The organism is Nocardia sp. NPDC060259, assembly GCF_042728775.1.
Taxonomy (GTDB): Bacteria; Actinomycetota; Actinomycetes; order Mycobacteriales; family Mycobacteriaceae; genus Nocardia.
Genome location: NZ_JBHXAY010000051.1, coordinates 23865 through 46769 on the forward strand (window position 1 = coordinate 23865; position 22905 = coordinate 46769).

Below are 22905 nucleotides of genomic sequence, written 5' to 3' on the forward strand. Positions count from 1 at the left end.
CACCGATATCGCCCAGGAGCTGCCGGTGACTTCCGATCATGTCGCGGTCGACGACCCGACCCCGGTGCAGATCGCGGTGCTGGAGAGCGTCGCACCGCACTGCCGCCACGACCCGTATCCGAGCTATGCGACCCTGCGCGCGGCCGGTCCGTTCGTCCCTGGCCCTCGCGACACCCACCTGGTGCCGCGGCACGCCGAAGCTCAGGCGATCCTGAGCGACCCGCGCTGGAGCCACGCGGAGGAGCCGGAGCTGCTGCACGGTGACAGCGAGGTCGAACTGCCCGGTTCCTTCCTCTGGATGGAGCCGCCGGACCACACCCGGCTGCGTGGCCTGGTCGGCAAGGCGTTCACCGCGCGCACCGTGGCCGGACTGCACGAGCGGGCCGAGCAGCTGGTCGACGGACTGCTCACGGCGATGCTGGCCGACGGCGAGACCGATGTTCTGGAGGCGCTGGCCTACCCCGTGCCGTTGACGCTGATCTGCGAACTGCTCGGCGTCCCCGCCGAATCCCACGCCCACGTCCGCGAGATCTCGGCGCACATCGCCCGCGGCCTCGACCCGGACACCCTGCTCAGCCCGGCGGAACTGGCCGCGCGCACCACCGCCGTGCACGCGTTCACCGACTTCTTCGGCGACCTCATCGCCCAGCGCCGCCGCGACCCGCGCGCGGACCTGATCACCGCGCTGGTGCAGGCCGAGGACGCCGGCGTGCGGCTGACCAGAACCGAACTCATCGGCACCCTGCTGATCCTGGTCGTGGCCGGACACGAGACCACGGTCAACCTCATCGGCAACGGACTGCTGGCGCTGATCCGCCACCCCGGCCAGTTCCAGCTGCTGCGTGAGGACCCGGCGCTGTGTGGCCCCGCGGTCGACGAAGTGCTGCGCTACGACCCCCCCGTGCACCTGACCACCCGCACCGCCCGCCACGAGATCGAGCTCGCCGGAAAGACTTTCGTCCCCGGCGACGCGGTGATCGTGCTGATCGGCTCGGCCGCCCGCGACCCCGAGGCCTTCCCGGACGCCGACCGTTTCGACCTCGGCCGTTACCTGCCGGGCCGGCGACCCGAGCGGCACCTGTCGTTCGGGCTCGGTCTGCACTACTGCCTCGGCGCGCCGCTGGCCCGCCTGGAGATGCAGACGGTGCTGCGGGCCGTCGCCACCCGTGTCGAGCGGATGCATCTGCTCGCCGAACCGCCGTATCGCCCGAACGTGGTCGTGCGCGGCATGTCCGAACTGCGAATCAGCCTGGAGGGCCGATGAGTACCGCTGTCCCCGCCGACCTCACCTTCGACGCGTTCGCGCCCGACCACCGCGCCGACCCGTACCCCGCCTACCATCGCGTCCGCGAGGCGACACCGCTGTTCCCCTACGCACTCGGCGACGTCCCGGTGACGCTGGTGACCCGCTACGAGGAATGCGCCGCGGTCCTCACCGGAAACGAGTGGGGCCACGGCTATTCGGCGGGCATCAGCCCGTTCCGCGACACCACCGCCGCCATCCCCGGTTCCTTCGTCCGGATGGACCCGCCCGAGCACGGCCGCTACCGCAAGCTGGTGGCGAAAGCGTTCACCCCCAAGCTGATCGGCGAGATGGCGCCGGTCGCGGGCACGGTGGTCGACGGACTGGTCGACGCGGCCCTGGAGCGCGGTGAACTCGACGTGCTCGAGGATCTGGCGGTGCCGCTGGCCGTCGCGATGGTCGCGGTGCGCCTGCTCGGCGCCGACGCGGCCGACGGAAACAGCTTCCGCGCCTGGCAATTGGCGATCGCGCGGGGCAGCGACCCGGACTCGCTGCTCGGTCCCGACGACATCAGCGCCCGCACCGACGCCGCCATCGCCTGCATGGGGCACTTCGCGCGGCTCATCGGCGAGAAGAAGCAGCAGCCGGGCGCCGACCTGCTCAGCGAACTGGTCGCGGCCAGCGTGGACGGTGATTTCCTCACCGAACCCGAGGTGATCGGGATGTCGCTGCTGCTGCTCGTCGCCGGTATGGAGACCTCGATCAACCTGATCGGCAACGGGCTGCTCGCCCTGCTGCGCCACCCCGGCCAGCTGGCGCTGCTGCGCACCCACCCCGAACTGATCGGGCCCGCGATCGACGAGATGCTGCGCTACGACGCGCCGACCCAGTTCACGATCCGGGTCGCGCTCGACGACACCCAGGTCGGTGCGCACACCTTCCGCCGCGGCGACGGCGTCGTCGTCCTCACCGGCTCGGCCAATCGCGACGAGCGGGTCTACCGCGACGCCGACACCTTCGACATCACCCGTTTCACCGGAAACCGGCCCCCGCGTAAGCATCTCGGGTTCAGCCTCGGCATCCACTACTGTGTCGGCGCGCCGCTGGCCCGGATCGAGGCGGAGGCGGCCATCCGCACCCTGCTGGACCGCGCACCCGACCTGGCACTGGCCGACGAGCCGATCGAATACCGCCCCAGCCTGATCCACCGCGGCATCCGGCACCTTCCGGTGACACTGTGACCGCGCCAGGCGGGCACGCGATCGTCATCGGCGCCGGGGTCGCCGGGCTGCTGGCCGCGCGGGTACTCGCCGACACCTTCGAACGGGTCACCGTCGTGGAGCGCGACGAGCTGGACGCGAAAGAGACTGTGCGTCGCGGTGTTCCGCAGGCCTGGCATCTGCACGGCCTGCTCGATCGCGGCCGCCGGATCATGGAGGAGCTGTATCCGGGCTTCACCGAACAGGCGGTGTCGGACGGCGCGACCGTCGCCGAAGTGCTGATCGGCACCCGGTGGTATGTGGGCGGTTCCCGGCTCGCGGCCGGCTCGACGGGTCTGACCTCGGTGATCGCGACGCGGTCGCTGCTCGAGACGGTATTGCGCAGGCGCACGCTGCGCTTGCGCGGTATCGAGTTGCTGACCCGCACGACAGTGCAGGGCCTGGTCGGTGACGCGCAGCGGGTCCGCGCGGTGACGGTGCTCGGTCCGGCAGGCACGCAGACGCTCGGCGCCGACCTGATCGTCGACGCGGGCGGTCGCGGCTCACGGATCACGCAGTGGCTCACCGAGATCGGCGCCGAGACCCCCGAGGAAGAGCGACTCGACGTCGATCTCGGCTACACGTCACGGTTCTTCCGGCACCAGCCGGGTCAGCTCGGCGGGCAGGCCTCGGTGATCGTCTCGACCGGCGCCAACGGGCGCGGTGGTGGCGCGGTCCGGGTGGAGGGTGACCGGTGGCATGTCACCCTCGCCGGGATGCTCGGTGATCATCCGCCGGTCGACGACCAGGGCTTCCGCGACTACGCCGCGTCGCTGTCGGCCCCCGACATCCACGCCATCATCGTGGATTCCGAGCCGCTCGGCGACGCGGTGCCCTACCGCTTCCGGACCGCGGTGCGGCGCCGCTTCGACCGCCAGAGCTCGCCGCCGAGCGGGCTGCTCGTGCTCGGTGACGCGCTGTGCGCCTTCAATCCCCTCTATGCCCAGGGCATGACAGTCGCCGCCTTGCAGGCCGCAGCGCTGCGGGAATGCCTGAGCGCGGGAGCGGCCGATCTACCCGCGCGCTACTACGCGGCCGCCGCCGACGCGCTCGCGGTGGCCTGGCAGCTGGCCGCCGGATCGGACCTGCGCCACCCCGGCGTCGAGGGCAAGCGCACGCTGCGGACCCGGCTCACCACTGTCTTCGTCACCCGGGTGCACAGTGTCGCCCACCACGACCCCCGCGTGGCCAGGACCTTCCTGCGGGTCGCCCACCTGGTCGACCCGCCCGCCGCGCTCACCGCGCCGGGCACGCTGCGCCGAATCCTCCTTTCCTGACCCACCCACCGGAGAACACAGGAGACCCACCCATGACCTCCACGACTTCCCCGATCGATGCCCAGGCAGTCCAGACCGCACTGGTCCAGCTGTTCGGGCCGGACGGCCGCGCCGATCCGTATGCCCCCGCCCGCGTGCTGCGCGAAGCGGGTCCCATCCACCAGACCCCGCTCGGCCACCATGTGCTGACCCGGTACGAGGACTGCGCCGCGGTGCTGTCCACCACCGCGTGGAGCCACGCCGAAGAAGCGGCGATGATGCACCCGACGGTGTCGCCGGAGAACGCGGCCGAGGAACTGCCCACCTCGTTCCTGTGGATGGAGCCGCCGGACCACACCCGCCTGCGCAACCTCGTCACCAAGGGGTTCACCCCGCGCATGGTGACCCGGCTGCGCCCGCGGATCGAGCAGCTGTGCGAGCAACTCGTCGACGACGCTTTGGCCGCGGGCGAATTCGACCTCGTCGAGATGATCGCCTACCCGCTGCCGCTGATCATCGCCTGCGAACTCATCGGTGTGCCCGAGGACGCCTACGACCAGGTCCACCGGTGGTCCCAGGACCTGGCCCGCGGCTTCGACCACGACTACACGCTGCCCGAGGAATGCCTGAGCGCCCGCAGCGCCGCCTCGCGCGGATTCATGGGCTACTTCCGCGAACTGCTCAACGAACGGCGCGTCACCCCGCGCGACGACCTGCTCAGCGTGCTGTCCCAGGTCGAGGACCGCGGCGATGTGCTCACCGAGCAGGAACTCCTCGCGACCTGCATCACGACCTTCGTGGCGGGCCACGAGACCACGGCCAACCTGATCGGCACCGGCATGTTGCGCCTGCTGCGCAACCCCGACCAGGTCCAGCTGCTGCGCGACCGTCCCGAACTGCTCGCCGTCGCCCCCGACGAACTGCTGCGGCTCGACCCGTCGGTGCAGATCACCACGCGCGCCGCGACCCGCCCGATCACCGTCGCCGGGCACGAGTTCGAGAAAGGCGAAGGCGTTGTGGTGCTGATCAACTCGGCCAACCACGATCCGGCTGCCTACCCCGATCCCGACCGGGTCGACCTGACCCGGTACTCCGATCCGATGAACCCGGCCAAGAAGCACCTCGGGTTCAGCCTCGGCATCCATTACTGCCTCGGCGCCCCGCTGGCGCTGCTGGAGATGGAGATCCTGCTCGACGTGCTGCTGCGCAAGGTCGGCACGTTCGAATTGCGGTCGGAGAACCCGCCGTTCAAGCCGAATGTCGTCATCCGCGGTCTGGAATCGTTGCAGGTCGCGGTCACCCCGGCCTGATCCGTGTTCGCTACAGCCCCGTCGGTTCCACCGGCGGGGCTGTCAGTGCTGATCTGCCGGGATATCCAGGGCCGCGAGGAAAGCCGTCGCCGCCGGGCTGCGGTCGGTGCGGTTCCACACGATGTACTCGATGCGGGTCGGCGCGTCGGTGACCTCGACGGTGCGCACGCCGGTGAGCTGCGGCGCGTGGGCGGCGGGCATCATGGCCACGCACAGGTCTTGCCCGACGAGGCGGGCGATGTAGTCCGCGGTCGTCACTTCGAAGGCGACGTCGCGGGTCAGGCCCGCCGCGGCGAACGCGAGATCCGATTGGATCCGTCCCGCCGTGCCCGCGGGCAGGTCGACGAAGACCTCGGTCGAGAGCCTGCGCAGGTCGACCGCCGGCTCGGTCGCGAGTGGATGGTTCGGTGCGACCACCGCGACGAGTCTGTCGCGGGCGAGTTCGTGGACCGCGACGCCGCGCGGTCGCACGGTGGTCGGCAGGCCGAGGAAGGCGACATCGAGCAAGCCCTGCTCGACCTGGTCGGCGAGGTCCTCACTGGCACCCACCCGCAGGCTGATCCGCACGTGCGGATACCGCGCGCGGAAATCGCGCAGCGCGGCGGGCAGGTCGACGGCGGCGACCGTCGGGATCAGGCCGACAGCGAGCCTGCCCCGCACCTCGCCGACGGCGGCCGCGACCTCCGCCGCCGCCCGCTCGGCCGCGTCGAGGCATTGGCGGGCAGCGGGCAGGAAGGCCACCCCCGCCGCGGTGAGCCGCACCCGTCGGCTCGTGCGCTCGAACAGCTTCGCGCCCAATTCCCGTTCCAGCCGGGCGATCTGGTGGCTCAGCGCGGACTGCACGACCAGGCAGCGTTCGGCGGCCCGGGTGAAGCTGTTCGTCTCGGCGACGGCGAGGACATACCGCATCTGCTGGAGCTCCATGGATCCATCGTGAATCACGATCGGTGCGGTGACAAACATGTGTTGGATTCATCGATCGGCGCGGGGTGAGATGGAGTCCATGAAAATATCAGTGGCTCAGCCGGTTTCCACCGATGCGGGCCGCGGCGGCAGGCTCGCGCGCACCGTGCCCAGAGAGAAGGATGAGATGAAGCGAGTTCTCGCGACCGCGGCCGCGCTGGTCGGTGTCGCCGCTACCGTGCTGATGCCATCGCACCGGGCGGCCGCAGAAGACCCACTGTTCCCCACCACTATCGCGCTGCCCGCCGGGTTCCAGGCGGAGGGCGTCGCGATCGGATCGCTCCCGATCGCCTATTTCGGCTCCATGGCAGACGGTTCCATCTACCGAGCGAACCTGGTGACCGGGCACGGCGACCTGCTGACCCGTGGCCCCGGCACCCAGGCACTGGGCCTGCGACTGGACGACCGCGGCCGGCTGTTCGTCGCGGGCGGCACCGGCGGCGACTTCCGCGTCGTCGACGCCTGGACCGGCGCGGTACTGGCGACCTACCACTTCGCCACCGGACCACAGACATTCGTCAACGACATGGTCCTCACCCCGGAGGGCGCGTGGGTCACCGACTCGTTCGCCCCCGTCCTGTACCACCTGCCGATCGGTCCCGACGGTGCGCTCCCACCACCCGACGCGGTGGTCCGAATCCCCCTCACCGGCGACATCGACTACGTCCCAGGAGCTTTCAACGCCAACGGCATCGTCCGCACCCCGGACGGCACCGGACTCCTGATCGTCCAGTCGGTCACCGGTCAGCTGTTCCGGGTCGACCCGACCACCGGCCTCGCGCGCCGAGTCGATCTCGGCGGCGAATCGCTCACCGACGGTGACGGATTGCTCCTCCAGGACACCACCCTGTTCGCAGTCCAGAACCGCCGCAACGCGATCGCGATGATCACCCTCGACCCCGCGGGCACCGTCGGCACACTCGACCGCCGAATCACCGACCCGCGCTTCGACGTTCCGGCCACCATCGCCGCCTACGGTGACCGCCTGTACCTCCCGAACGCCCGCTTCGGCACGGCCCCCACCCCGACCACTCCCTACTCGGCCGTGGCTGTCGACCGGCCACGATGATTCGAAGCGCTGCACGGCGACGCGAGGACCATCAGGCGGCGTCGACAGCCGAGGTGCCTCGGGGCAGGCATCGAGATCGCGACCTCACGGTGTGGCGATGCGGACGTTGCGCATCGTGACCAGGGCTGTCGCACAGAGGGTTTCGCCGGTGTCGTCGACGGAGAACACGTCGGCGGCGGCGATGGTGAGCAGCGCGCCGGGCTTGATCACCCGGCCGCGCGCGATCACCGTAGCGCCCTTGGCAGGTGCGAGGATCTTCACCGTGTAATCGATGGTCATGTTGACCCAGCCGATCGGCAGCAGGGTGCCCGCGGCCGAGCCGGCGGCGAAGTCGGCGAGTGAGCCGAGGACGCCACCCTGGAAGTAGCCGTCGTGCTGGGTGAGTTCGGGGCGGTGGGGTTGGACGATCTCGACCTCGCCGGGTTCGATCCGGCCGAAGTGGAAGCCCAGGTGGGCGGCGGCGGGCATGGACAGCACCGCGGCGGGGACCACCTGGGCGAAATCGGGGTTCGGGGCCTGCGTCGTCATCGGGTCCGGCTCCTCTGTTCGGGGGTGTGCGGCCATGCCGCGAATCCTGCCGCCGCGTACCGCGCGCGGGCGGCTGATCGCATGATCTTGCCACTGCTCGTCTTGGCCAGCTGGTCCGGCAGCGTCAGCACCAGGTCGCCGACGGCGAGTTCGTGTTCGCGGATCACCGCGGCTCTGATGGCGCCGATCACCTCGGCGGGGTCGGCGTCGAGCCGGTCTCGGCGCAGCTCTTGCACGACGACGAGGCGCTCGCCCGCGTCGCCGGGATAGGCGAAGGCCGCCGAACTCCCATGCCGGAGCGCGGGGTGTGCGGATTGCACGGTGTCCTCGATGTCGTGCGGGTAGTGGTTGCGGCCACGGATGATCACCATGTCCTTGGTGCGGCCGACGACATACAGTTCGCCGTCCACCAGCAGCCCGACATCGCCGGTGCGCAGCCACGCGGTGCGCGGATCGTCGGCCGTGCGCGCTCGCAACAGTTCCTCGGTCGCCTCGGGTCGCTGCCAATACCCCTGCGCCACATGGTCACCGGCCACCCAGATCTCCCCGGTGCGGCCGGGCGGGCACGGCCGCAGCGTGGCGGTGTCGACGATCCGCAGCCGTTCACCGGTCAGCACCCGGCCCGAACTCACCAGCGTGCGTGCCTTGCCGGGCCGGGCGGGCAGGTAGCGGCCCGCGCCGAGCGCCTCGGTGTCGACCGTCAGGGTGCGCGGCCCGCGACCCTTGTCGCTGCCCGTGACCAGCAGCGTCGCCTCGGCGAGTCCGTAGCACGGATACAGCGATGTGGCCCGGAATCCGTGTGGGGCGAAGGTTTCGGTGAACCGGGCCAGGGTGTTCGGGCGGATCGGCTCCGCGCCGTTGAACGCGACCTGCCAGCTGGTGAGATCGAGGTCGGGCAGCGGTTCGACGGCGGCCCTGGCGACGCAGGCGTCGAAGGCGAAGTTCGGTCCACCGCTGGAATGCGCGCGGTACTCGCTGATCGCCGACAACCACAGCAGCGGCCGCCGCACGAAGGTGGCGGGCGACATCAGCACGCCGGTCGCGCCCACCCAGAGTGGTTGCAGCACATTGCCGATCAGTCCCTGATCGTGGAACAGCGGCGCCCAGCCGACCACAGTGGATCCACTGTCGTGCCCGAACGCCTGCCGGATCATCTCCTGATTCGCGGCGAGATTGCGGTGCGAGACCATGACTCCCTTCGGCGTGGACGTGGAGCCGGAGGTGTATTGCAGGAAAGCCACCGCGTCAGGCTCGAGTGGCTCGGCGGCGAACTCGGCACGGCCGACGGTATCCACCGTGACCCAGTGTGCTTGCGGCAGTAGCGGTCCCAGCGTGGTGCGCAGCGGGTGCAGTGTCGCGCTGACGGTGAGGACCGCCGCGGGCGCGCAGTCCTGCCCGATCGATCGGGTGGCGTGCGGGACGTGGTCACGGCGCGGCGGATTCACCGGAACCGCGATCACCCGCGCGTACAGGCAGCCGAAGTACGCGGCGAGGAAATCCAGCCCCGGCGGGAAGACCAGCAGCGCGCGCTCGCCCGGCTTACACACCGAACGCAACTGCGCCGCGACGGCGGACGCTCGCGCGTGCAAGGCAGCGTAGGTGAGCCGGTCGGCCTCGGCGCCGGTGTCGTCGAGGAAGCGGTAGGCGACCCGGTCCGGATCGGTGTGGGCGCGCTCGCGCAGGACATCGGGCAGCAACGTGACGGGCCGGGTCATCTGCTCGCCCCGAACGACATCGGGAGACTGTCGAGACCGCGGAGCAGGAAACTGTGCTCCTGCCAGCGGAATCCGGCGCTCGGCGTGGTGAGCCGCGGATGCCTGCGGAGCAAGGCGTCCAGTGCGATGCGGGTCTGCAGCTCGGCCAGCGCGCCGCCGAGGCAGCCGTGCATGCCGTGCCCGAAGGCGAGGTGCGCGCCGGGGGTGCGGGTGATGTCGAATTCGTCGGGACGAGCGAAGACCTCGGGGTCCCGGTTCGCCGCGCCCAAGCACACCAGGACGTGATCGCCCGCGCGGATCGTCTCCCCGCCGATCACCACGTCCCGGGTCGCCTGCCGCTTGGTCAACTGCAGCGGCGTGTCGTAGCGCAAGGCCTCTGTGACGGCCGCGCCGAGCCGTTCGGGGGACCGGCGCACCATGGCGGCCTGATCCGGGTGCCGCAGCAGGGCCAGCGTCGCGGTGCCGATCAGCGACTTGGTGGTCTCGGTGCCCGCGACGAAACACATGATGCAGACGAAGATCAGTTCCTCGTCGGTGAGGTGGTCGCCGCCTGCGGTGCGCGCGGCGAGCAACCGGCTGATCAGATCGTCACCAGGCCGGGCGCGGCGTTCGGCGAGCACCTCCGCCAGCGCGTCGGCGAACAGCTCGACCACCGTGCGCACCCGCGCCAGATCCGCTGCCTTCATGAGTCCGGGTTCGAGGAGGAAACGGATGTCGTTGGTCCAGCCGCCGACCCAGGCGTGCAGGGCCGTCGGCAGCGCCATCCACTCGCACAGCACCGCCACCGGGAGCGGCGCGGCCAGGTCGGCGACCGCGTCGACGCCGCCCGCCGCGACCGCCGGACGCAGCAGCCGTTCGGCGACCGCGGCGACCACAGGTTCGAGCGCCGCGATCGTGCGCGCGGTGAACACCTTGTTCACCAATCCGCGCAGCCGCGCGTGCTCGGGATTGTCGGTGAACACCAGCGAGGCGCGGCCGAGCCGGTCGATCCGCGCCACCTCCGGCTGACCGAGCCTGCGCGCCTGCTCGGTGACCAGCTTCGGGATCAGGCCCGCGCTGAACGACTTGTCGTGCAGGACAGCGCGCGCGTCCGGATGACGGGTCAGCACCCACATGCCGAGTGTCTTGTGCACCGGCCTGGTTTCCCGCAGCGCGCGGTACACGGGGTAGGGGTCGCGGCGGAACTCGGTGCTGAACGGGTTGAACCGGGCCTGCGAGAGCGTCATCGCCGACTCCGGAAGAAGGCGTCGGGGTACGGCCGGGCGACGATCCGCAGCAGTCCCAGCTTGCCCATCCGGAACCCGAGCGCCGACAACTTCAGATAGCGCTCGTACCGGGCGACGGTCTCCGCGCCGACCAATTCGACCGCCTCGGCCCGGTGCTCGCGCAGCCGTCGCGCCCACTGTTCGCAGGTCCAGGCGTAGTCGAGCCGGTCGTCGGTGAGCGTGGCGATCTCGAACAGGCCGTCGGCGGCCGCGGTGATCTCGGCGAGCGTCGGCAGATCGGCGTCGGGGAAGATCTCCTGCTGCATGAACGCGCTGGCCTGGTCGCGGCGCATATTGCCGTAGGCGATCGTCTGCAGCGACAAGGTGCCGTCGGTGGTCAGCCAGTCCCGGCAGCGGGTGAAGAACTCCCGGTAGACCGCGATCTTCGCGGCAGGCGGGTCGTCGGGTCGCGCGAAATGCTCGAACGCGCCGATCGAGATGATGCCGTCGAACCGGGAACCGGGTTCGAAGTGCACCCAGCTCTGGGCGCGGACCTCGACACCGGGCAACGCCAACGCACGCACATGAGCTGCCTGCTCGTCGCTGAGCGTCAAGCCGACCAGATGCGGAACGCCGTGCTCCCTGCTGCCCCGCGCCAGGACCGCACCCCACCCGCAGCCGATGTCGAGCACCGACTCCGCCTGATCGGCGCCGACCGCGCTCAGGTGATGCCGGAGCTTGCGTTCCTGCGCCGATTCGAGTGTGTCACTCGGGCATTCGGGCATGGCGCACGAGTAGCTGAGCGACTCGTCGAGCCACAGGCGGTAGAAGTCGTTGCCGATGTCGTAGTGGTGCCGGATCGCCGCGGCCGCCGCCTCGGCGCGGGCGGTGTCGGCCACCTCGGTCACGAGTGCGTGGCGGGGGCGGTCAGCTGCTCGTGCAGATGACCCGCGACCGCGTCGAGCGTCGGGTTCTCGTAGAGATCGTCGGGCGACAGATCCACGCCGAACCGCTCCTCCACCTCGATGAGCAGGGCGACCGCCAGCGCGGAATCGACACCGAGACGGTCGAAGTCGGCGAGCGGGTCGATCGAGGCCGCCGGTACCTCGAGCAGTTGCCCGAGATACTCCTGGCACCACGTGACAATGGCTTCTCTGCTGGTGTCCATGTCAGCTCCTATGCGCGTTTGGCGGCCAGCCGGTCGGCCGACGGGATCTTGAGATCCCAGGCCAGACCGAAGGTTTCGAGCGTCCAGATCAGCCAGTAGCCGGGATCGAGCCGGTACCAGTGCAATCCGAACGACGGTGACTCGGGAAAGGCGTGATGGTTGTTGTGCCAGGACTCACCGAGGGTGATCAGCGCGAACACACCGCCGTTGCGGCTGTTCTCCCTGGACCGGTACGGGCGGGTGCCGACCCTGTGCAGGAACGAGTTGATCGCCCAGACGATGTGCTCGAGCAGGAAGATCCGCACGAACCCACCCCACAGCAGCCCGCTGACGGCGCCCGTCCAGCTCAGGGTGAGCAGTCCACCCAGCACGGTCGGGATCAGCAGGCCGAGACCCACCCACCAGTAGTACAACCGGGTGACCCGCATCAGCGAGCGATCCTTGATCAGGTCGGGTGCGTAGTGGACGACATTCGGGTACTCGTGGTGGCGCATCCACAGGAAATGCGAATGTGCCAGCCCGCGCAGCACGCCGCGCACGCCGTCACCGGAGAGGTTGGGGGAGTGCGGATCTCCCGCTCGATCGCTGTACTCGTGATGCCGCCGATGCAACGCCACCCACGACACCACCGGCCCCTGACCCGCCATCGACCCCAGCACCGCCAGCACGGCGGCGACCGCGGTGGTCGTGTGGAAGGTGCGGTGGGTGAACAGCCGGTGATAGCCGACCGTGATGCCGAGTCCGGTCGCCAGCCACATGCCGAACAGCAGCGCGAACTCGACGACACCGAACGGCCGCACGAACAGGAAACCCAGTGCGGCAACGGTTCCGGCGATCGGCGCGACATCGAACAGCAGGAAGTGCCTGCGCTGCAGCCGGTGGATGTAGGGGTTGCTGATCGTCTTCTTCCGCGGCACGGTGTCGTCGCGCGTCATCTCACCCTCGTCAGCTCGAAATCCGCCAGCCGGACAGTCGGACCGTAACAACGGGCGAAGCCCACGGCGTGCGCTCGCCGTGGGCTTCGATCGTCGGATCGGACTTGTGTATGGCGGTGTCACCGCGCGCCGGCGCGCAACACCACCTTGCCGTTGCGACCGGGGGTTTCCGACAGGACGGCCGCGTCGGCGGCGCCGTCGAGCGGGAACTCCGCCTGCACCTCCAGGCGGAGCGTGCCGTCGGCGGCGCGGCCGACGAGTTCGTGCACGAGGCGGACATAGTCGGCGTGGTCGATCTCGGCGCTGCGCTGCTGCCCCCAGAAGCCTTTGACCACAGCCTGTTTGAAGATGACGGCGCCGGTGTCGATGATCAGCGGCTGACCCGACAGCGCACCGAAGGAGACCAGTTCGCCGCGCGGGGCGAGCAGCGACATCAGTGCGCCCGCCGCCTGCCCGCTGACCTGGTCGACGGCCCGCACGATCGGCTCGCCGTTGGTGACCGAGGCCGCCCTGGCCGCCCAGCCCTCGACCTCGGTGTCGATCACCGGCCCGTAGCCGATCTGCTCCATCGCCCGCACCGAGCCGGGGCCGCGAACCAGGCTCAGCACGTGCACGCCCCGTTGCTGCGCGAACAGATTCACCAGGCGGCCGACCGCGCCGTTGGCGGCGTTCACCGTGATCCACTGTCCCGGCTGCACCCGCAGATCGTCGAGCAGCATCAGCGAACTGAGTGGCATGGCCAGCAGCTGGCAGGCGGTCTCGTCGGACACCGTCGGCGGCATCGGGACCACCTGCTCGGCACGGGCGAGGAAGTACTCCGCCCACGTCGCGCGGGCGCCCGCGACGGCGACCCGCTGCCCGACCTGGATCCCGGCGCCCGGCCCGACCGCGTCGACGACGCCGACCGCCTCGGTGCCGGGGATCGCGGGCAGCGGGGGCCGGTAGCCGTAGACGCCGCGGATGATGGCGAGATCATGGTTGTGGATCGGTGACAGCGTCATCGCGATCCGCACCTCACCCGGCCCCGGCGCGGGCGGCGGCACCTCTTGCGCGGTGAGCACGTCCTTCGGTTCGCCGAACCGGTCGATGACAACTGCCTGCATGTCCGCCTCCGTGGTGGTTGCGAGTTCTGCACGAGCCTTGTCCCATTGTGGCACCGCGGCCGAGCCGGGCCGGTCAGGCCAGGGGCGTCTCGTGGACCGTGCGCCAGCGCAGTCCGCCTTGGCCGTCGGTGACGAGGACGGCGGTGACCCGGCGGGCGGTGACGATGCCGCCGACGAGGTGGCGTTCGAGGAAGCGGATCACCACCGTGGTGCCGTCGTCGAGGACGGTCTCGATGTCGGTGATCTCTATCGTCAGGCCAGGTTGCGCGTTGTGGGCCGCGCGCAGGCCGGTCAGCAGGTCATCCCTGGCGACCACCTCGCCCGCGGTGGTGACCATGGTGAATGCCGGATGCTGGGCGGCGGCGAAGCGGTCGAAGACCTCGTCGGGGGCGGCCGTGCCCAGCCACCGCGCCAGGTCGGCATGCAGGGATTCGACGGCGGCGGGCACATCAGGGGTGGGGTGGGACACGCCCGAAGTCTAGGTGGCAGGCGCCGAGGCAGCGCGGGGACGGGAAGTCAATACGCCGCAGGGTTGATGAGCGTGGGCGGCGGTGTCGTCCGGAAATCGCCCGCGCGGCGGACGAAGTCGACCTGCCGGTAGGCCTACGCTCACCCCATGGCAGAGGCACTCGGAACACGTTCGCCCGCAGCGGCTTCCGGTCGGCGGATCGCCGAGGTCGACATCCTGCGCGGGTTCGCCCTGTTCGGGATCCTGATCACCAACGTGATCGTGGCGACGACCCTGTGGTCGGCGGTCGGTACCAAGGAAAAGCCGGTGCCGCTGTTCGACGGCACCGTCGACCACCTGGTGCGCGCCACGGTCGACGCGCTGTTCACCGGACGGTTCTACCTGCTGTTCGCGTTCCTGTTCGGATACTCGTTCACCCTCCAGATCGCGGCCGCGCAGCGGGCGGGCGCCGCACCGGCCCGGCGGTTGCTGCGCCGCTGTGCCGCGCTGATGGCGATCGGGCTCGTGCACGTGTATCTGCTGTGGATCGGCGACATCCTCACCCTGTACGCGTTCCTGTGCCTGCACCTGATCCTGCTGCGCAAGCTGCGGCCGCGCACCGCGGTGATCACCGCCGTCGTGCTGTACCTGGTGTGGTCGGTGTGGAGCTTCCTGCCGGGTGAGACGAGCATTCTGGCGCTGGGCGAGTTCCTCGACCTGCCGAAACTGTCCGCCGACTACACGGGCAGCTTCGCGAGCACGTTCGCCGCGCAGACGTCCATCGCGCCGGTGTTCCTGCTGCTGATCTGGTTCGGTCAGGGCATCCCCAGCCTGGCCATGTTCCTGCTCGGCATGGCGGCGGGCAAGCGGAACCTGTTCGAGGATCGAGACATCCAGCGCCGCTGGTCCACCCGTGCGATGGTCCTCGGTTTCGGGCTCGGCCTGCCGATCTCCGCGCTGACCTTCGCCGACATCATGAACTGGTGGAACGCGCCTGCCCTGATCCACGGCCTGCAGTACCTCGTCGCCCCGGCCATGACCTTCGCCTACGTCGCTGTCGTCGTCCGGCTCGCCCAGTCGGCCCGCACCGGCCGCTTCGCCGCTCTGCTCGCCCCGGCGGGCCGGATGGCGGCCTCGAACTACATCGGCCAGTCGATCGTGCTCATGGTCGTCTACACCGGCTACGGGTTCGCCCTGGCCGACAAGGTCCCGCCGCTCGGTGTCGTCGCCATCGCGCTGGTCACCTTCGCCGCCCAGCTCGCGATCAGTGCGTGGTGGTTGCGCGGGCATCCGTACGGCCCCGTGGAGTGGGTACTGCGCGCGGCGACCTACCTGCAGCTCCCGGCGTGGCGGCGGCCTGCCGACATGGCGGCGGCACAACCCCGGTGAGTGCTGGTCGCGGTACCGGGCCCGGGTGCCACACCTTCGCGGTAGGGAATCCGGAGTGTGGGTGAGGTAGTCGGTCAGGCAGGGGTGTCGGCAGCCGGCGGGCGGTGGAGTTCGGCGCGCCAGCGGTGGCGACCGGGCGCGTCGGGGCGGGGGAGGCGTTCGATGCGGACCGGGATGAGGTCGGGGGCGGCGAAGGCGTCGATGTCGGCGGCGGTGAGCGGCCAGGGCGGGCCGAGGGCCGGGGCGGTGGCGATATCGGCGATGACCAGGAGGGTGGCGTCCGGGGCGAGGAGGTGTTGGATGCTGGTGATAGCGGATTCCCGGACCTCGGGTGGCAGCGATTGGACCGTGATCGACTCGATCACCAGGTCGAACGCGCCGAGCCACGCGGCGGGCGGGTGCAGCAGGTCGGCGACCTTGTAGGTGACCGGAGACTGTGGGAAGCGGGCTCGGGCACCGCGGATCGCGGTGGGGGAAATGTCGAAAGCGGTGGTTCGAATGCCCTGGGCGGCAATGAATTCGGCGTCGGTGCCGTACCCGCAGCCGATGACGAGGCCGCGGGCGCCCTGGGGGATCGATCTGGCGGTCAGCCAGTCGACCAGGAGCGGATTGGGTTCGGCGCGGTCCCACGGAACGACCGTGCCGCCCGCCGCTGCCTCGGCGTAGAGCGGTTCGAACCATCCGGTCGGATCGTTCGCCGCCAAGGCCTGGGCGGCGAGACGACGATCGGCGGACGACTGCGCGTCGGTCATGCCCTCAGTCTTCACCACCGCGCTGCCGCACGCCGCACGCCATACCGTGGTCTACGGCAAGAGCATCGCCCTGATCAGGGGATCAGAACGACTTTTCCTGTCGTGGAACGATTTTCGAGAGACTCGTGGGCCAGAGCGGCCTCGGCGAGGGAGAACTCGGTGATCGCCGGGGTGAGCAGGCCCTCGGCCGCCGCGGTCAGCGCACGCCGGGACAGGGTGAGTAGGTCACCGCCGGCGCGTTCGATCATCGGCGGACCGAGCACGGAGCGCGAGGTGATGCCACGGGACGCGAGCGCGGCCGGATCGACGACGGTCGGTGTGCCGGCGGACCAGCCGAAGATCAGATGCGTGCCGCCGGGGCCGAGCAGGTCGACCGCGGCGGACCCGACCGCCCCACCGACGCCGTCGAACACTACGGTCGCCGCCCTGCCGCCGAGCTGGGCGCGCACCTTCTCCGGCCAGTCCTCGACGGTGTAGTCGACCGCGATGTCGGCGCCGTTCGCCGCCACCTGGCGCACCTTCGCCGGGCCGCCTGCCACACCGATCACGGTCGCTCCCGCCGCGCGGGCGTATTGCACGAGCAGGGTCCCGATGCCGCCCGCCGCCGCGGTCACCACGGCGACGCTGTCCGCGTCGAGATCGGTGAACAGCGCGATGCCCAGGGTGGTGCGGCCGGTTCCGAGCATCGCGACCGCGGTGGCGGCCGAGACTCCGTCCGGGATGGTCAGCAGCCGGTCGGCGTCGGCCGTCGCGAATTCCGCGTAACCGCCGGGCGCGGCGCCCAGATGGGTGACCACCGGGGTGCCGAGCAGGCCGGGGTCGACACCCTCGCCCACGCGATCGACGGTCCCGGCGACCTCGCGGCCCGGCACCGTCGGCAGGGTGGGGACGGGGAAGGGACCGGGTTCGCCGCGACGCAGTGCCGTGTCGACCAGATGGACACCGCTCGCCGCCACCGCGATGCGCACCTGGCCGGGCGCTGGTTCGGGATCGGGGACGGACTCGTAGACGAGATTGCCGGCCGGACCGAAGTCGTGCAGTCGGATTGCGTGCATGGGACCACTGTTCAACCTGAACAGTGCTCGAGGTCAAGTCATCGGCTCAGCAGGTGAGCCGAGGTCGGCCATCCGAGGCGCGGCCGAGCGCTAGTTCCGTTCGTTCCCCGAGACCGTCGCACCGGCGCGGCGTTCGGCGCGGGCGGCGAAACCGTCGCAGAGGGCGTCGAGGCCGAGGAACAGCAGATCCTCCGAGGTGAGTTCACTCACGCCGGCGCCGTTCAGCTCCGCCAGCGCGGGCGGCACGGGGAACGACGGTGTGCCGTCGAGGAGGTCGCGCAAGCCGTTCGCGTCGTCGGTCGCCGTGCGCTTCTCCGCCAGCAGCGCACCACCGACCACCGGCAGGCTCGCGCCGGAGATGTAGTTCCAGACGGTGAACGCCATGGTGGTGGCCTCGCGGGCCGAGACGTCGAGCGCGCGCAGGCCCTCGACCAGCCAGGCCAGGCTGGTCAGGCCCTGCGGGCCGAAGCTGTAGCGGGGGACGGCGAAGGTGAGCAGCACCCAGGGATGCTGCTGGTAGAGGTCCCAATCGATCTCCGCGGCGATGCGGACCCGGTCGCGCCAGGTCCAGCCCTGTCCCGTCGGATCCGGGTAGGGATGCCGGGCGCCGATCTCGTCGGTCATGGCCGCGATCAACTCGTCCTTGTTCGCCACGTGCCGGTACAGCGACATGGTGCCGACCTCGAGCCGTTCGGCGATGCGGCGCATCGACACCGCGTCCAATCCGTCGGCGTCGGCGAGGGTGATCGCGGCGTCGACGATCGCGGTCCGAGTGAGTTTCGCTTCAGTCATCCCATGACTCACTTTCGATTTTGCCCGTGCGTGCGTACACTGTACCCGTTCCCCGCGTACGGTGTACGCAAACCCCTGGAAGGATGTCGGAATGACGAAGCTGGAACCGGCGGTGCCCACCGCAGTCGCCGGTGGACGCCGCGCATGGCTCGGATTGGGCGTGCTGCTGCTGTCGGTGCTGCTGGTGTCGATGGACATCTCGGTGCTGTTCCTCGCCATGCCGACCCTCACGGCCGACCTGGATCCCAGTGCCTCCCAGCAGCTCTGGATCCTCGACATCTACGGCTTCATGCTGGCGGGCCTGCTCATCACCATGGGCAACCTCGGTGACCGGATCGGCAGGCGCAACATCCTGCTCGTCGGCGCCACCGTCTTCGGCCTCGCCTCCGTGCTCGCCGCGTTCGCGCCCACCGCCGCGATCCTCATCGCCGCGCGCGTGCTGATGGGCATCGGCGGCGCGACCCTGCTGCCGTCGAGCCTCGCGCTGATCTCGAGCCTGTTCCCCGATGCCCGCGAGCGCGCGACCGCGATCGGCGTCTGGACCGCGTTCTTCGCCGGTGGCTCGGCCGTCGGGCCGATCATCGGCGGACTGCTGCTGCACCACTTCTGGTGGGGTTCGGTGTTCCTGATCAACATCCCGGTGCTGGCGATCCTGCTGATCTTCGGGCCGATTCTGCTGCCCGAGCACCGATCGGCCGCGCTCGGCCCGCTCGATCTGCCCAGCGTCGCGCTGTCGATCGGCGGCATCCTGCCGGTGATCTACGGGATCAAGCACATCGCCGCCGAGGGCTTCGACCTGACCTCGCTGGGGATCGCCGCGATCGGTGTCGTCGTGCTGGTGGCGTTCGTGCGCAGGCAGCGGCACCTGGACGAGCCGCTGCTCGACCTCGGCCTGTTCACCCGGCCGCTGTTCCGGGTGGCGATCGGGGCGAGCCTGGTCGGCATGATGTCGCTGGCCGCGCTGAGCTACCTGACCAGCATCTACCTGCAGTCGGTGACCGGCCGCGATCCGTTGCAGGCCGCGCTGCTGGGTATTCCGATGGCGGTCGCGGTCTTTGTGTTCTCGATGAGTGGCGCGCGGGTCGGACGCGGGCTCGGTGTGCGGGCGACGTTCACGCTCGCCCTGGTGATGTCGGCGGTCGGCAATCTGATGCTGCTCGGCGTCGGTGTCGACGGCGGCTTGGTCTGGTACATCCTGGGTTCGATGATCGCCGGTATCGGTTACGGCATCTCGTTCACGCTCGTGTCGGATGTGGCGGTGTCGGCCGTCCCCGCCGAACGGGCCGGCTCGGCGGTCGGTATTTCCGAGACCAGTTTCGAGCTGGGCAATGCGCTCGGTCTGGCGCTGTTCGGCTCGGTCGCCGCACTCGTCTTCCGGTCCGGCGGCGACTTCGGCGACACGCTCGGTGAGACACTCACCCACGCGAACGGCGACACCGGCCTGATCGATGCCGCGCGCGAATCCTTCGTCAGCGGTATGCATGTCGCGACCGCGGGCGGCGCGTTGCTGCTGATCGCGATGGCGGTGCTGGCCTGGCGCTCGGCGCGCGACACCCGCTGAGCGAGGACCGCCGGTCGCCCTCATCGGGCGGATGTCCAGGTTCGTTGCATAGGATCGGCGGATGCGGAACGAGGGTGCGGCCGGCCTGGCGACATTGCTCGCGCTGGCCGATTCGCGCCTGCCGATCGGCGGGCACGTGCACTCCGGCGGCGTCGAGGAGGCGGTGTCGTCGGGACTGGTGCGCGACAACGCGACTGTCGAGCTGTACCTGCGCAGGCGGATCGCGACCTCAGGGCTCGTCGCCGCCTCGCTCGCTGCGGCGGTCTGCGCTGCGACGCTGACCCCGGAACGCGCCGAACTCGAAGCCGACGCCCGCACCCCGTCGCCTGCCGCCCGCGCCGCCTCGCGCGCCCAGGGCCGCGGTCTGCTGCGGCTGGCCAAACAATTGTGGCCGCATCATGATTGGGCTCCCGCCGGGGCCCGGCCGCATCTGTCGACGGTGTTCGGCATGGTCGGCGCCGCCTGCGCGGCCTGCCCCGAACAGCTCGCGGGCGTGGTCGTCTACACGACGCTCACCGGCGCGGCCACCGCCGCCCAGCGCCTGCTCGCCCTCGATCCCGCCGCCATCGCCGCGGGCACGATGCGGCTCGCGCCGCTGTGCGACCGGATCGCCGCCGAAGCCGCCACCGGTCTGGCCGCACTGTCGGATCCGGTGCAGGACGCGCTCGCCGAACGTCATCTGCACCGCGACATGCCGCTGTTCGCGTCCTAGCCGCACCGAATCCCCGTCCCAACGAGAAGGAGTTCCCATGCCTCCCCATCTGATCGATGGCGAACCGCACGATCACAGCCACGACCGCCCCAAGCGTCACCGCGCGCCGGGTGAGGCGCTGCGCATCGGCATCGGCGGCCCGGTCGGCTCCGGCAAGACCGCGCTGGTCGCCGCCCTGTGCAGGCAGCTGCGCGAGGAACTGTCCCTGGCCGTGCTGACCAACGACATCTACACCACCGAGGACGCGGACTTCCTGCGCAGGCACGCCGTGCTGCCCGACGAGCGGATCACCGCCGTGCAGACCGGCGGCTGCCCGCACACCGCCATCCGCGACGACATCACCGCCAACCTCGACGCGATCGACGACCTGGTGGCGGCCAACCCGCCGCTGGATCTGATCCTGGTGGAGTCCGGGGGCGACAATCTCACCGCGACGTTCTCCTCCGGCCTGATCGACGTGCAGATCTTCGTCGTCGACGTGGCGGGCGGGGACAAGGTGCCGCGCAAGGGTGGCCCCGGCGTCACCTTCTCCGACCTGCTGGTGGTGAACAAGACCGACCTCGCTCCGCTGGTCGGCGCGGATCTCGGTGTCATGGAACGCGACGCGGCCAAGGTGCGCGATGGCCGCCCCACCGCCCTGGTATCGCTGACCGACGACCCGGCCGCCACCCCGGTGCTGGCCTGGGTGCGCGAACAGCTGCGGGTCGCCGCCGAGCAGGACGCGGCCACCGGCGTTGCGCACTGAGCTGAGCATCGTCGCCGCACCGGGCAGGCTGCCCCGCATCGAGGCGGTGGGCGGCCTGGCCGGGCGGTACACCGGTGCCGACACCGTGCATCTGATCGGCACGGCGGCGACCCCGCTCGGCGGGGACGAACTCGACATCGGCATCGTGGTGCTGCCCGGTGCGCGGCTGGTCGTCCGGTCGGTGGCGGCGACGATCGCGCTGCCGAGCACTCGCACCCCGCTGTCGGTGGCGCACTGGCGCTTCGAGATCGGGGCCGGCGCCGAACTGGACTTCGACCCGGAGCCGACGATCGTGGCAGGCGGCGCGCACCATCACACGGTGACCATGGTCCAGCTGGCGTCCGATGCCCGGCTACGGCTGCGCGAACGCGTGCAGGTGGGGCGCAGCGGGGAGGACAGCGGCGGATGGCGTGGTGACCTGGTGGCCGACCTCGGTGAGATCCCGTTGCTGCGGCACCGCCTCGAGCTCGGGGCAGGAGCGTCCACCGACGACCGGCTGCGTGCGCCGCGTGCGCTCGACAGCGAACTGCTCTATCCGGACGATCGAGCCGCCTGGGCGGGAAGCATCGACGCGGTTCGGTTGCCGCTTGCCGCCGGCGGTTCACTCGCGACCCGCACGAGTGCTCGGCTGAGTGCCGGCATGCCGGTCGCGGCGGCCGTCAGGTAGCGCACGAAAGAACAGTGGGAGCCGGAGGGATATCCGGCTCCCACTGCTGTTTCCCGAGGATCAGGCGCTGACCATCTCCGCTTCGTCGGCGATCGAATCCGGCTCCGCCGCTCGCGGCGGAGCGAGGAAACCGCTCACCGCACCCACCGCGGCGCCGACTCCGGCGCCGACGATCGTGAACGGCACCGACACTGCCGTGTAGGCGGCCATCCCGCCCAGGATCGGGCCCGCGACCAGGCCGATCGGCAAGAAGACGACACCGGTGACGAGGCCGGCCACCGCGCCCGCCGTGCTCGCCGCCATGGCGAAGGGTGTGGCCACGGTCGACCCGACCGCAGCGCCGCGCGCCGCGGAGCCGAGGGTCGACGAGGCGATCCGGTCCGAACGGCTGCGCTCGAGCCCGACCGAGTCGAGGAACGTCGCGAGATTGGCCTCGGTGTTGGCCGAGGCGTCGTTGATCTGGATCGAGGTGTCGACCGGAACGAAGTCCGGCACCGGAACCAGCTGGTCACCGAAGCGGAACTGCCCCGGCGGCGGCAGGATCGGCGGCACCGGCGCGACCGGGGCCGGCGCGTGCAGCGTGCCCACCGGAGACAGGTAACCCGTTTCCGGGCCGGTCCGCGACCACTGCAGCGAGCTGCGCGTATTCTCCGGCATCTGCTGGCCCACATACGGAGTGGTGTTGGGCGCCACCGCGTCGAACACCGGTCCGGCCGGGTGCTCGGGCTGGGTCACCGCCGCCTGCGTGGGGTCGGCATTCGCGGTGCCCGTGCCGATCAGGGCCATGACCAGGGGGACCGCTCCGGCCGCGACGACCGAACCTACCTTTTGTCGCTGCGGGCTCGGTGCCCTGTGTTTCCCCGTCGCCATAGATCACCTTTCATCCTGGGGATTGGTCTCACATATGACCTCCGACATTCGGACCGGTGCCGGACCCGGATGGGTCCGAAACAATGGCACCCCGGAATGCCGGTGTGCGCAAAGGCAACTGGAACGACGCAGGCCGGGTGGTTCGGGGAACCACCCGGCC

23 protein-coding genes are annotated in these 22905 nt (G+C 70.4%); 10 read left to right on the forward strand and 13 right to left on the reverse strand.

Annotated elements, in window-relative coordinates:
* Positions 1-25 precede the first annotated feature (25 nt).
* The 4 genes from ACFWF2_RS19420 to ACFWF2_RS19435 are packed head-to-tail and all read left to right on the forward strand — an operon-like array spanning position 26 to position 5068.
* Complete coding sequence (locus ACFWF2_RS19420) at positions 26-1264, forward strand: cytochrome P450 (RefSeq protein WP_379308819.1); 1239 nt, start codon at positions 26-28, stop codon at positions 1262-1264.
* Positions 1261-2484: a cytochrome P450 gene (locus tag ACFWF2_RS19425; protein ID WP_379308820.1), complete on the forward strand. Its 1224-nt coding sequence runs from the start codon at positions 1261-1263 to the stop codon at positions 2482-2484. Before ACFWF2_RS19420 ends, ACFWF2_RS19425 begins: the two co-directional genes overlap by 4 nt.
* Positions 2481-3779 (forward strand): FAD-dependent oxidoreductase, encoded by a 1299-nt coding sequence (locus ACFWF2_RS19430; RefSeq protein WP_379308821.1) that lies wholly within the window; start codon positions 2481-2483, stop codon positions 3777-3779. The genes ACFWF2_RS19425 and ACFWF2_RS19430 overlap by 4 nt, the downstream gene beginning before the upstream one ends.
* Before the next feature lie 32 nt (positions 3780-3811).
* Positions 3812-5068 carry a cytochrome P450 gene (locus tag ACFWF2_RS19435; RefSeq protein WP_379308822.1) on the forward strand — a complete coding sequence of 419 codons (1257 nt, stop codon included), beginning with the start codon at positions 3812-3814 and terminating at the stop codon, positions 5066-5068.
* A 42-nt stretch (positions 5069-5110) separates the two neighbouring features.
* On the opposite strand, the gene ACFWF2_RS19440 is transcribed toward ACFWF2_RS19435, so the two are convergent.
* Positions 5111-5992 (reverse strand): LysR family transcriptional regulator, encoded by an 882-nt coding sequence (locus ACFWF2_RS19440; RefSeq protein WP_379308823.1) that lies wholly within the window; start codon positions 5990-5992, stop codon positions 5111-5113.
* A gap of 166 nt (positions 5993-6158) precedes the next feature.
* Here ACFWF2_RS19440 and ACFWF2_RS19445 point away from each other — a divergent pair, with 166 nt between their 5' ends.
* Positions 6159-7100 carry an SMP-30/gluconolactonase/LRE family protein gene (locus tag ACFWF2_RS19445; RefSeq protein ID WP_379308824.1) on the forward strand — a complete coding sequence of 314 codons (942 nt, stop codon included), beginning with the start codon at positions 6159-6161 and terminating at the stop codon, positions 7098-7100.
* An 84-nt stretch (positions 7101-7184) separates the two neighbouring features.
* Here the strand turns inward: ACFWF2_RS19445 and ACFWF2_RS19450 are convergent, their stop codons facing one another.
* From ACFWF2_RS19450 to ACFWF2_RS19485, 8 genes are all read right to left on the reverse strand, one after another.
* On the reverse strand, positions 7185-7628 hold the full coding sequence (locus ACFWF2_RS19450) for a PaaI family thioesterase (RefSeq protein ID WP_379308825.1): 444 nt from the start codon (positions 7626-7628) through the stop codon (positions 7185-7187).
* A complete protein-coding gene (locus ACFWF2_RS19455) occupies positions 7625-9343 on the reverse strand; it encodes a fatty acyl-AMP ligase (RefSeq protein WP_379308826.1) in 1719 nt (572 codons plus the stop codon). Before ACFWF2_RS19455 ends, ACFWF2_RS19450 begins: the two co-directional genes overlap by 4 nt.
* Complete coding sequence (locus ACFWF2_RS19460) at positions 9340-10569, reverse strand: cytochrome P450 (RefSeq protein ID WP_379308827.1); 1230 nt, start codon at positions 10567-10569, stop codon at positions 9340-9342. The genes ACFWF2_RS19455 and ACFWF2_RS19460 overlap by 4 nt, the downstream gene beginning before the upstream one ends.
* The gene (locus tag ACFWF2_RS19465) at positions 10566-11456 is read right to left on the reverse strand and encodes a class I SAM-dependent methyltransferase (protein WP_379308828.1); all 891 of its coding nucleotides are present in this window, start codon (positions 11454-11456) and stop codon (positions 10566-10568) included. Before ACFWF2_RS19465 ends, ACFWF2_RS19460 begins: the two co-directional genes overlap by 4 nt.
* Positions 11453-11716, reverse strand: a complete 264-nt coding sequence (locus ACFWF2_RS19470) for an acyl carrier protein (RefSeq protein WP_379308829.1) — start codon at positions 11714-11716, stop codon at positions 11453-11455. Before ACFWF2_RS19470 ends, ACFWF2_RS19465 begins: the two co-directional genes overlap by 4 nt.
* An 8-nt stretch (positions 11717-11724) precedes the next feature.
* Positions 11725-12651: an acyl-CoA desaturase gene (locus tag ACFWF2_RS19475; protein WP_379308830.1), complete on the reverse strand. Its 927-nt coding sequence runs from the start codon at positions 12649-12651 to the stop codon at positions 11725-11727.
* 119 nt (positions 12652-12770) lie between these two features.
* Complete coding sequence (locus ACFWF2_RS19480; RefSeq protein ID WP_379308831.1) at positions 12771-13754, reverse strand: alcohol dehydrogenase catalytic domain-containing protein; 984 nt, start codon at positions 13752-13754, stop codon at positions 12771-12773.
* A 73-nt stretch (positions 13755-13827) separates the two neighbouring features.
* Positions 13828-14223, reverse strand: coding sequence for a hypothetical protein (locus ACFWF2_RS19485; RefSeq protein WP_379308832.1), 396 nt, complete (start codon positions 14221-14223; stop codon positions 13828-13830).
* 147 nt (positions 14224-14370) lie between these two features.
* Here ACFWF2_RS19485 and ACFWF2_RS19490 point away from each other — a divergent pair, with 147 nt between their 5' ends.
* Entirely contained in the window at positions 14371-15591 is a 1221-nt protein-coding gene (locus tag ACFWF2_RS19490; RefSeq protein WP_379308833.1) for a DUF418 domain-containing protein, read from the forward strand.
* A gap of 74 nt (positions 15592-15665) precedes the next feature.
* Here ACFWF2_RS19490 and ACFWF2_RS19495 read toward each other — a convergent pair whose 3' ends face one another.
* From ACFWF2_RS19495 to ACFWF2_RS19505, 3 genes are all read right to left on the reverse strand, one after another.
* Entirely contained in the window at positions 15666-16343 is a 678-nt protein-coding gene (locus ACFWF2_RS19495) for a class I SAM-dependent methyltransferase (protein WP_379308834.1), read from the reverse strand.
* A 74-nt stretch (positions 16344-16417) separates the two neighbouring features.
* Entirely contained in the window at positions 16418-17398 is a 981-nt protein-coding gene (locus ACFWF2_RS19500) for a zinc-binding dehydrogenase (RefSeq protein WP_379308835.1), read from the reverse strand.
* Positions 17399-17488: 90 nt separating this feature from the next.
* Positions 17489-18190, reverse strand: coding sequence for a TetR/AcrR family transcriptional regulator (locus ACFWF2_RS19505; protein WP_379308836.1), 702 nt, complete (start codon positions 18188-18190; stop codon positions 17489-17491).
* 91 nt (positions 18191-18281) lie between these two features.
* Here ACFWF2_RS19505 and ACFWF2_RS19510 point away from each other — a divergent pair, with 91 nt between their 5' ends.
* The 4 genes from ACFWF2_RS19510 to ACFWF2_RS19525 all read left to right on the forward strand — a co-directional run bounded on the left by ACFWF2_RS19510 (position 18282) and on the right by ACFWF2_RS19525 (position 21875).
* Positions 18282-19751: an MFS transporter gene (locus tag ACFWF2_RS19510; protein WP_379308837.1), complete on the forward strand. Its 1470-nt coding sequence runs from the start codon at positions 18282-18284 to the stop codon at positions 19749-19751.
* Positions 19752-19812: 61 nt separating this feature from the next.
* Positions 19813-20463: an urease accessory protein UreF gene (locus ACFWF2_RS19515; protein WP_379308838.1), complete on the forward strand. Its 651-nt coding sequence runs from the start codon at positions 19813-19815 to the stop codon at positions 20461-20463.
* 37 nt (positions 20464-20500) lie between these two features.
* Complete coding sequence (gene ureG, locus ACFWF2_RS19520; RefSeq protein WP_379308839.1) at positions 20501-21208, forward strand: urease accessory protein UreG; 708 nt, start codon at positions 20501-20503, stop codon at positions 21206-21208.
* Positions 21198-21875, forward strand: coding sequence for an urease accessory protein UreD (locus tag ACFWF2_RS19525; protein WP_379308840.1), 678 nt, complete (start codon positions 21198-21200; stop codon positions 21873-21875). The genes ureG and ACFWF2_RS19525 overlap by 11 nt, the downstream gene beginning before the upstream one ends.
* A 60-nt stretch (positions 21876-21935) precedes the next feature.
* Here ACFWF2_RS19525 and ACFWF2_RS19530 read toward each other — a convergent pair whose 3' ends face one another.
* Entirely contained in the window at positions 21936-22745 is an 810-nt protein-coding gene (locus ACFWF2_RS19530) for a hypothetical protein (RefSeq protein WP_379308841.1), read from the reverse strand.
* Between the last annotated feature and the right edge of the window lie 160 nt (positions 22746-22905).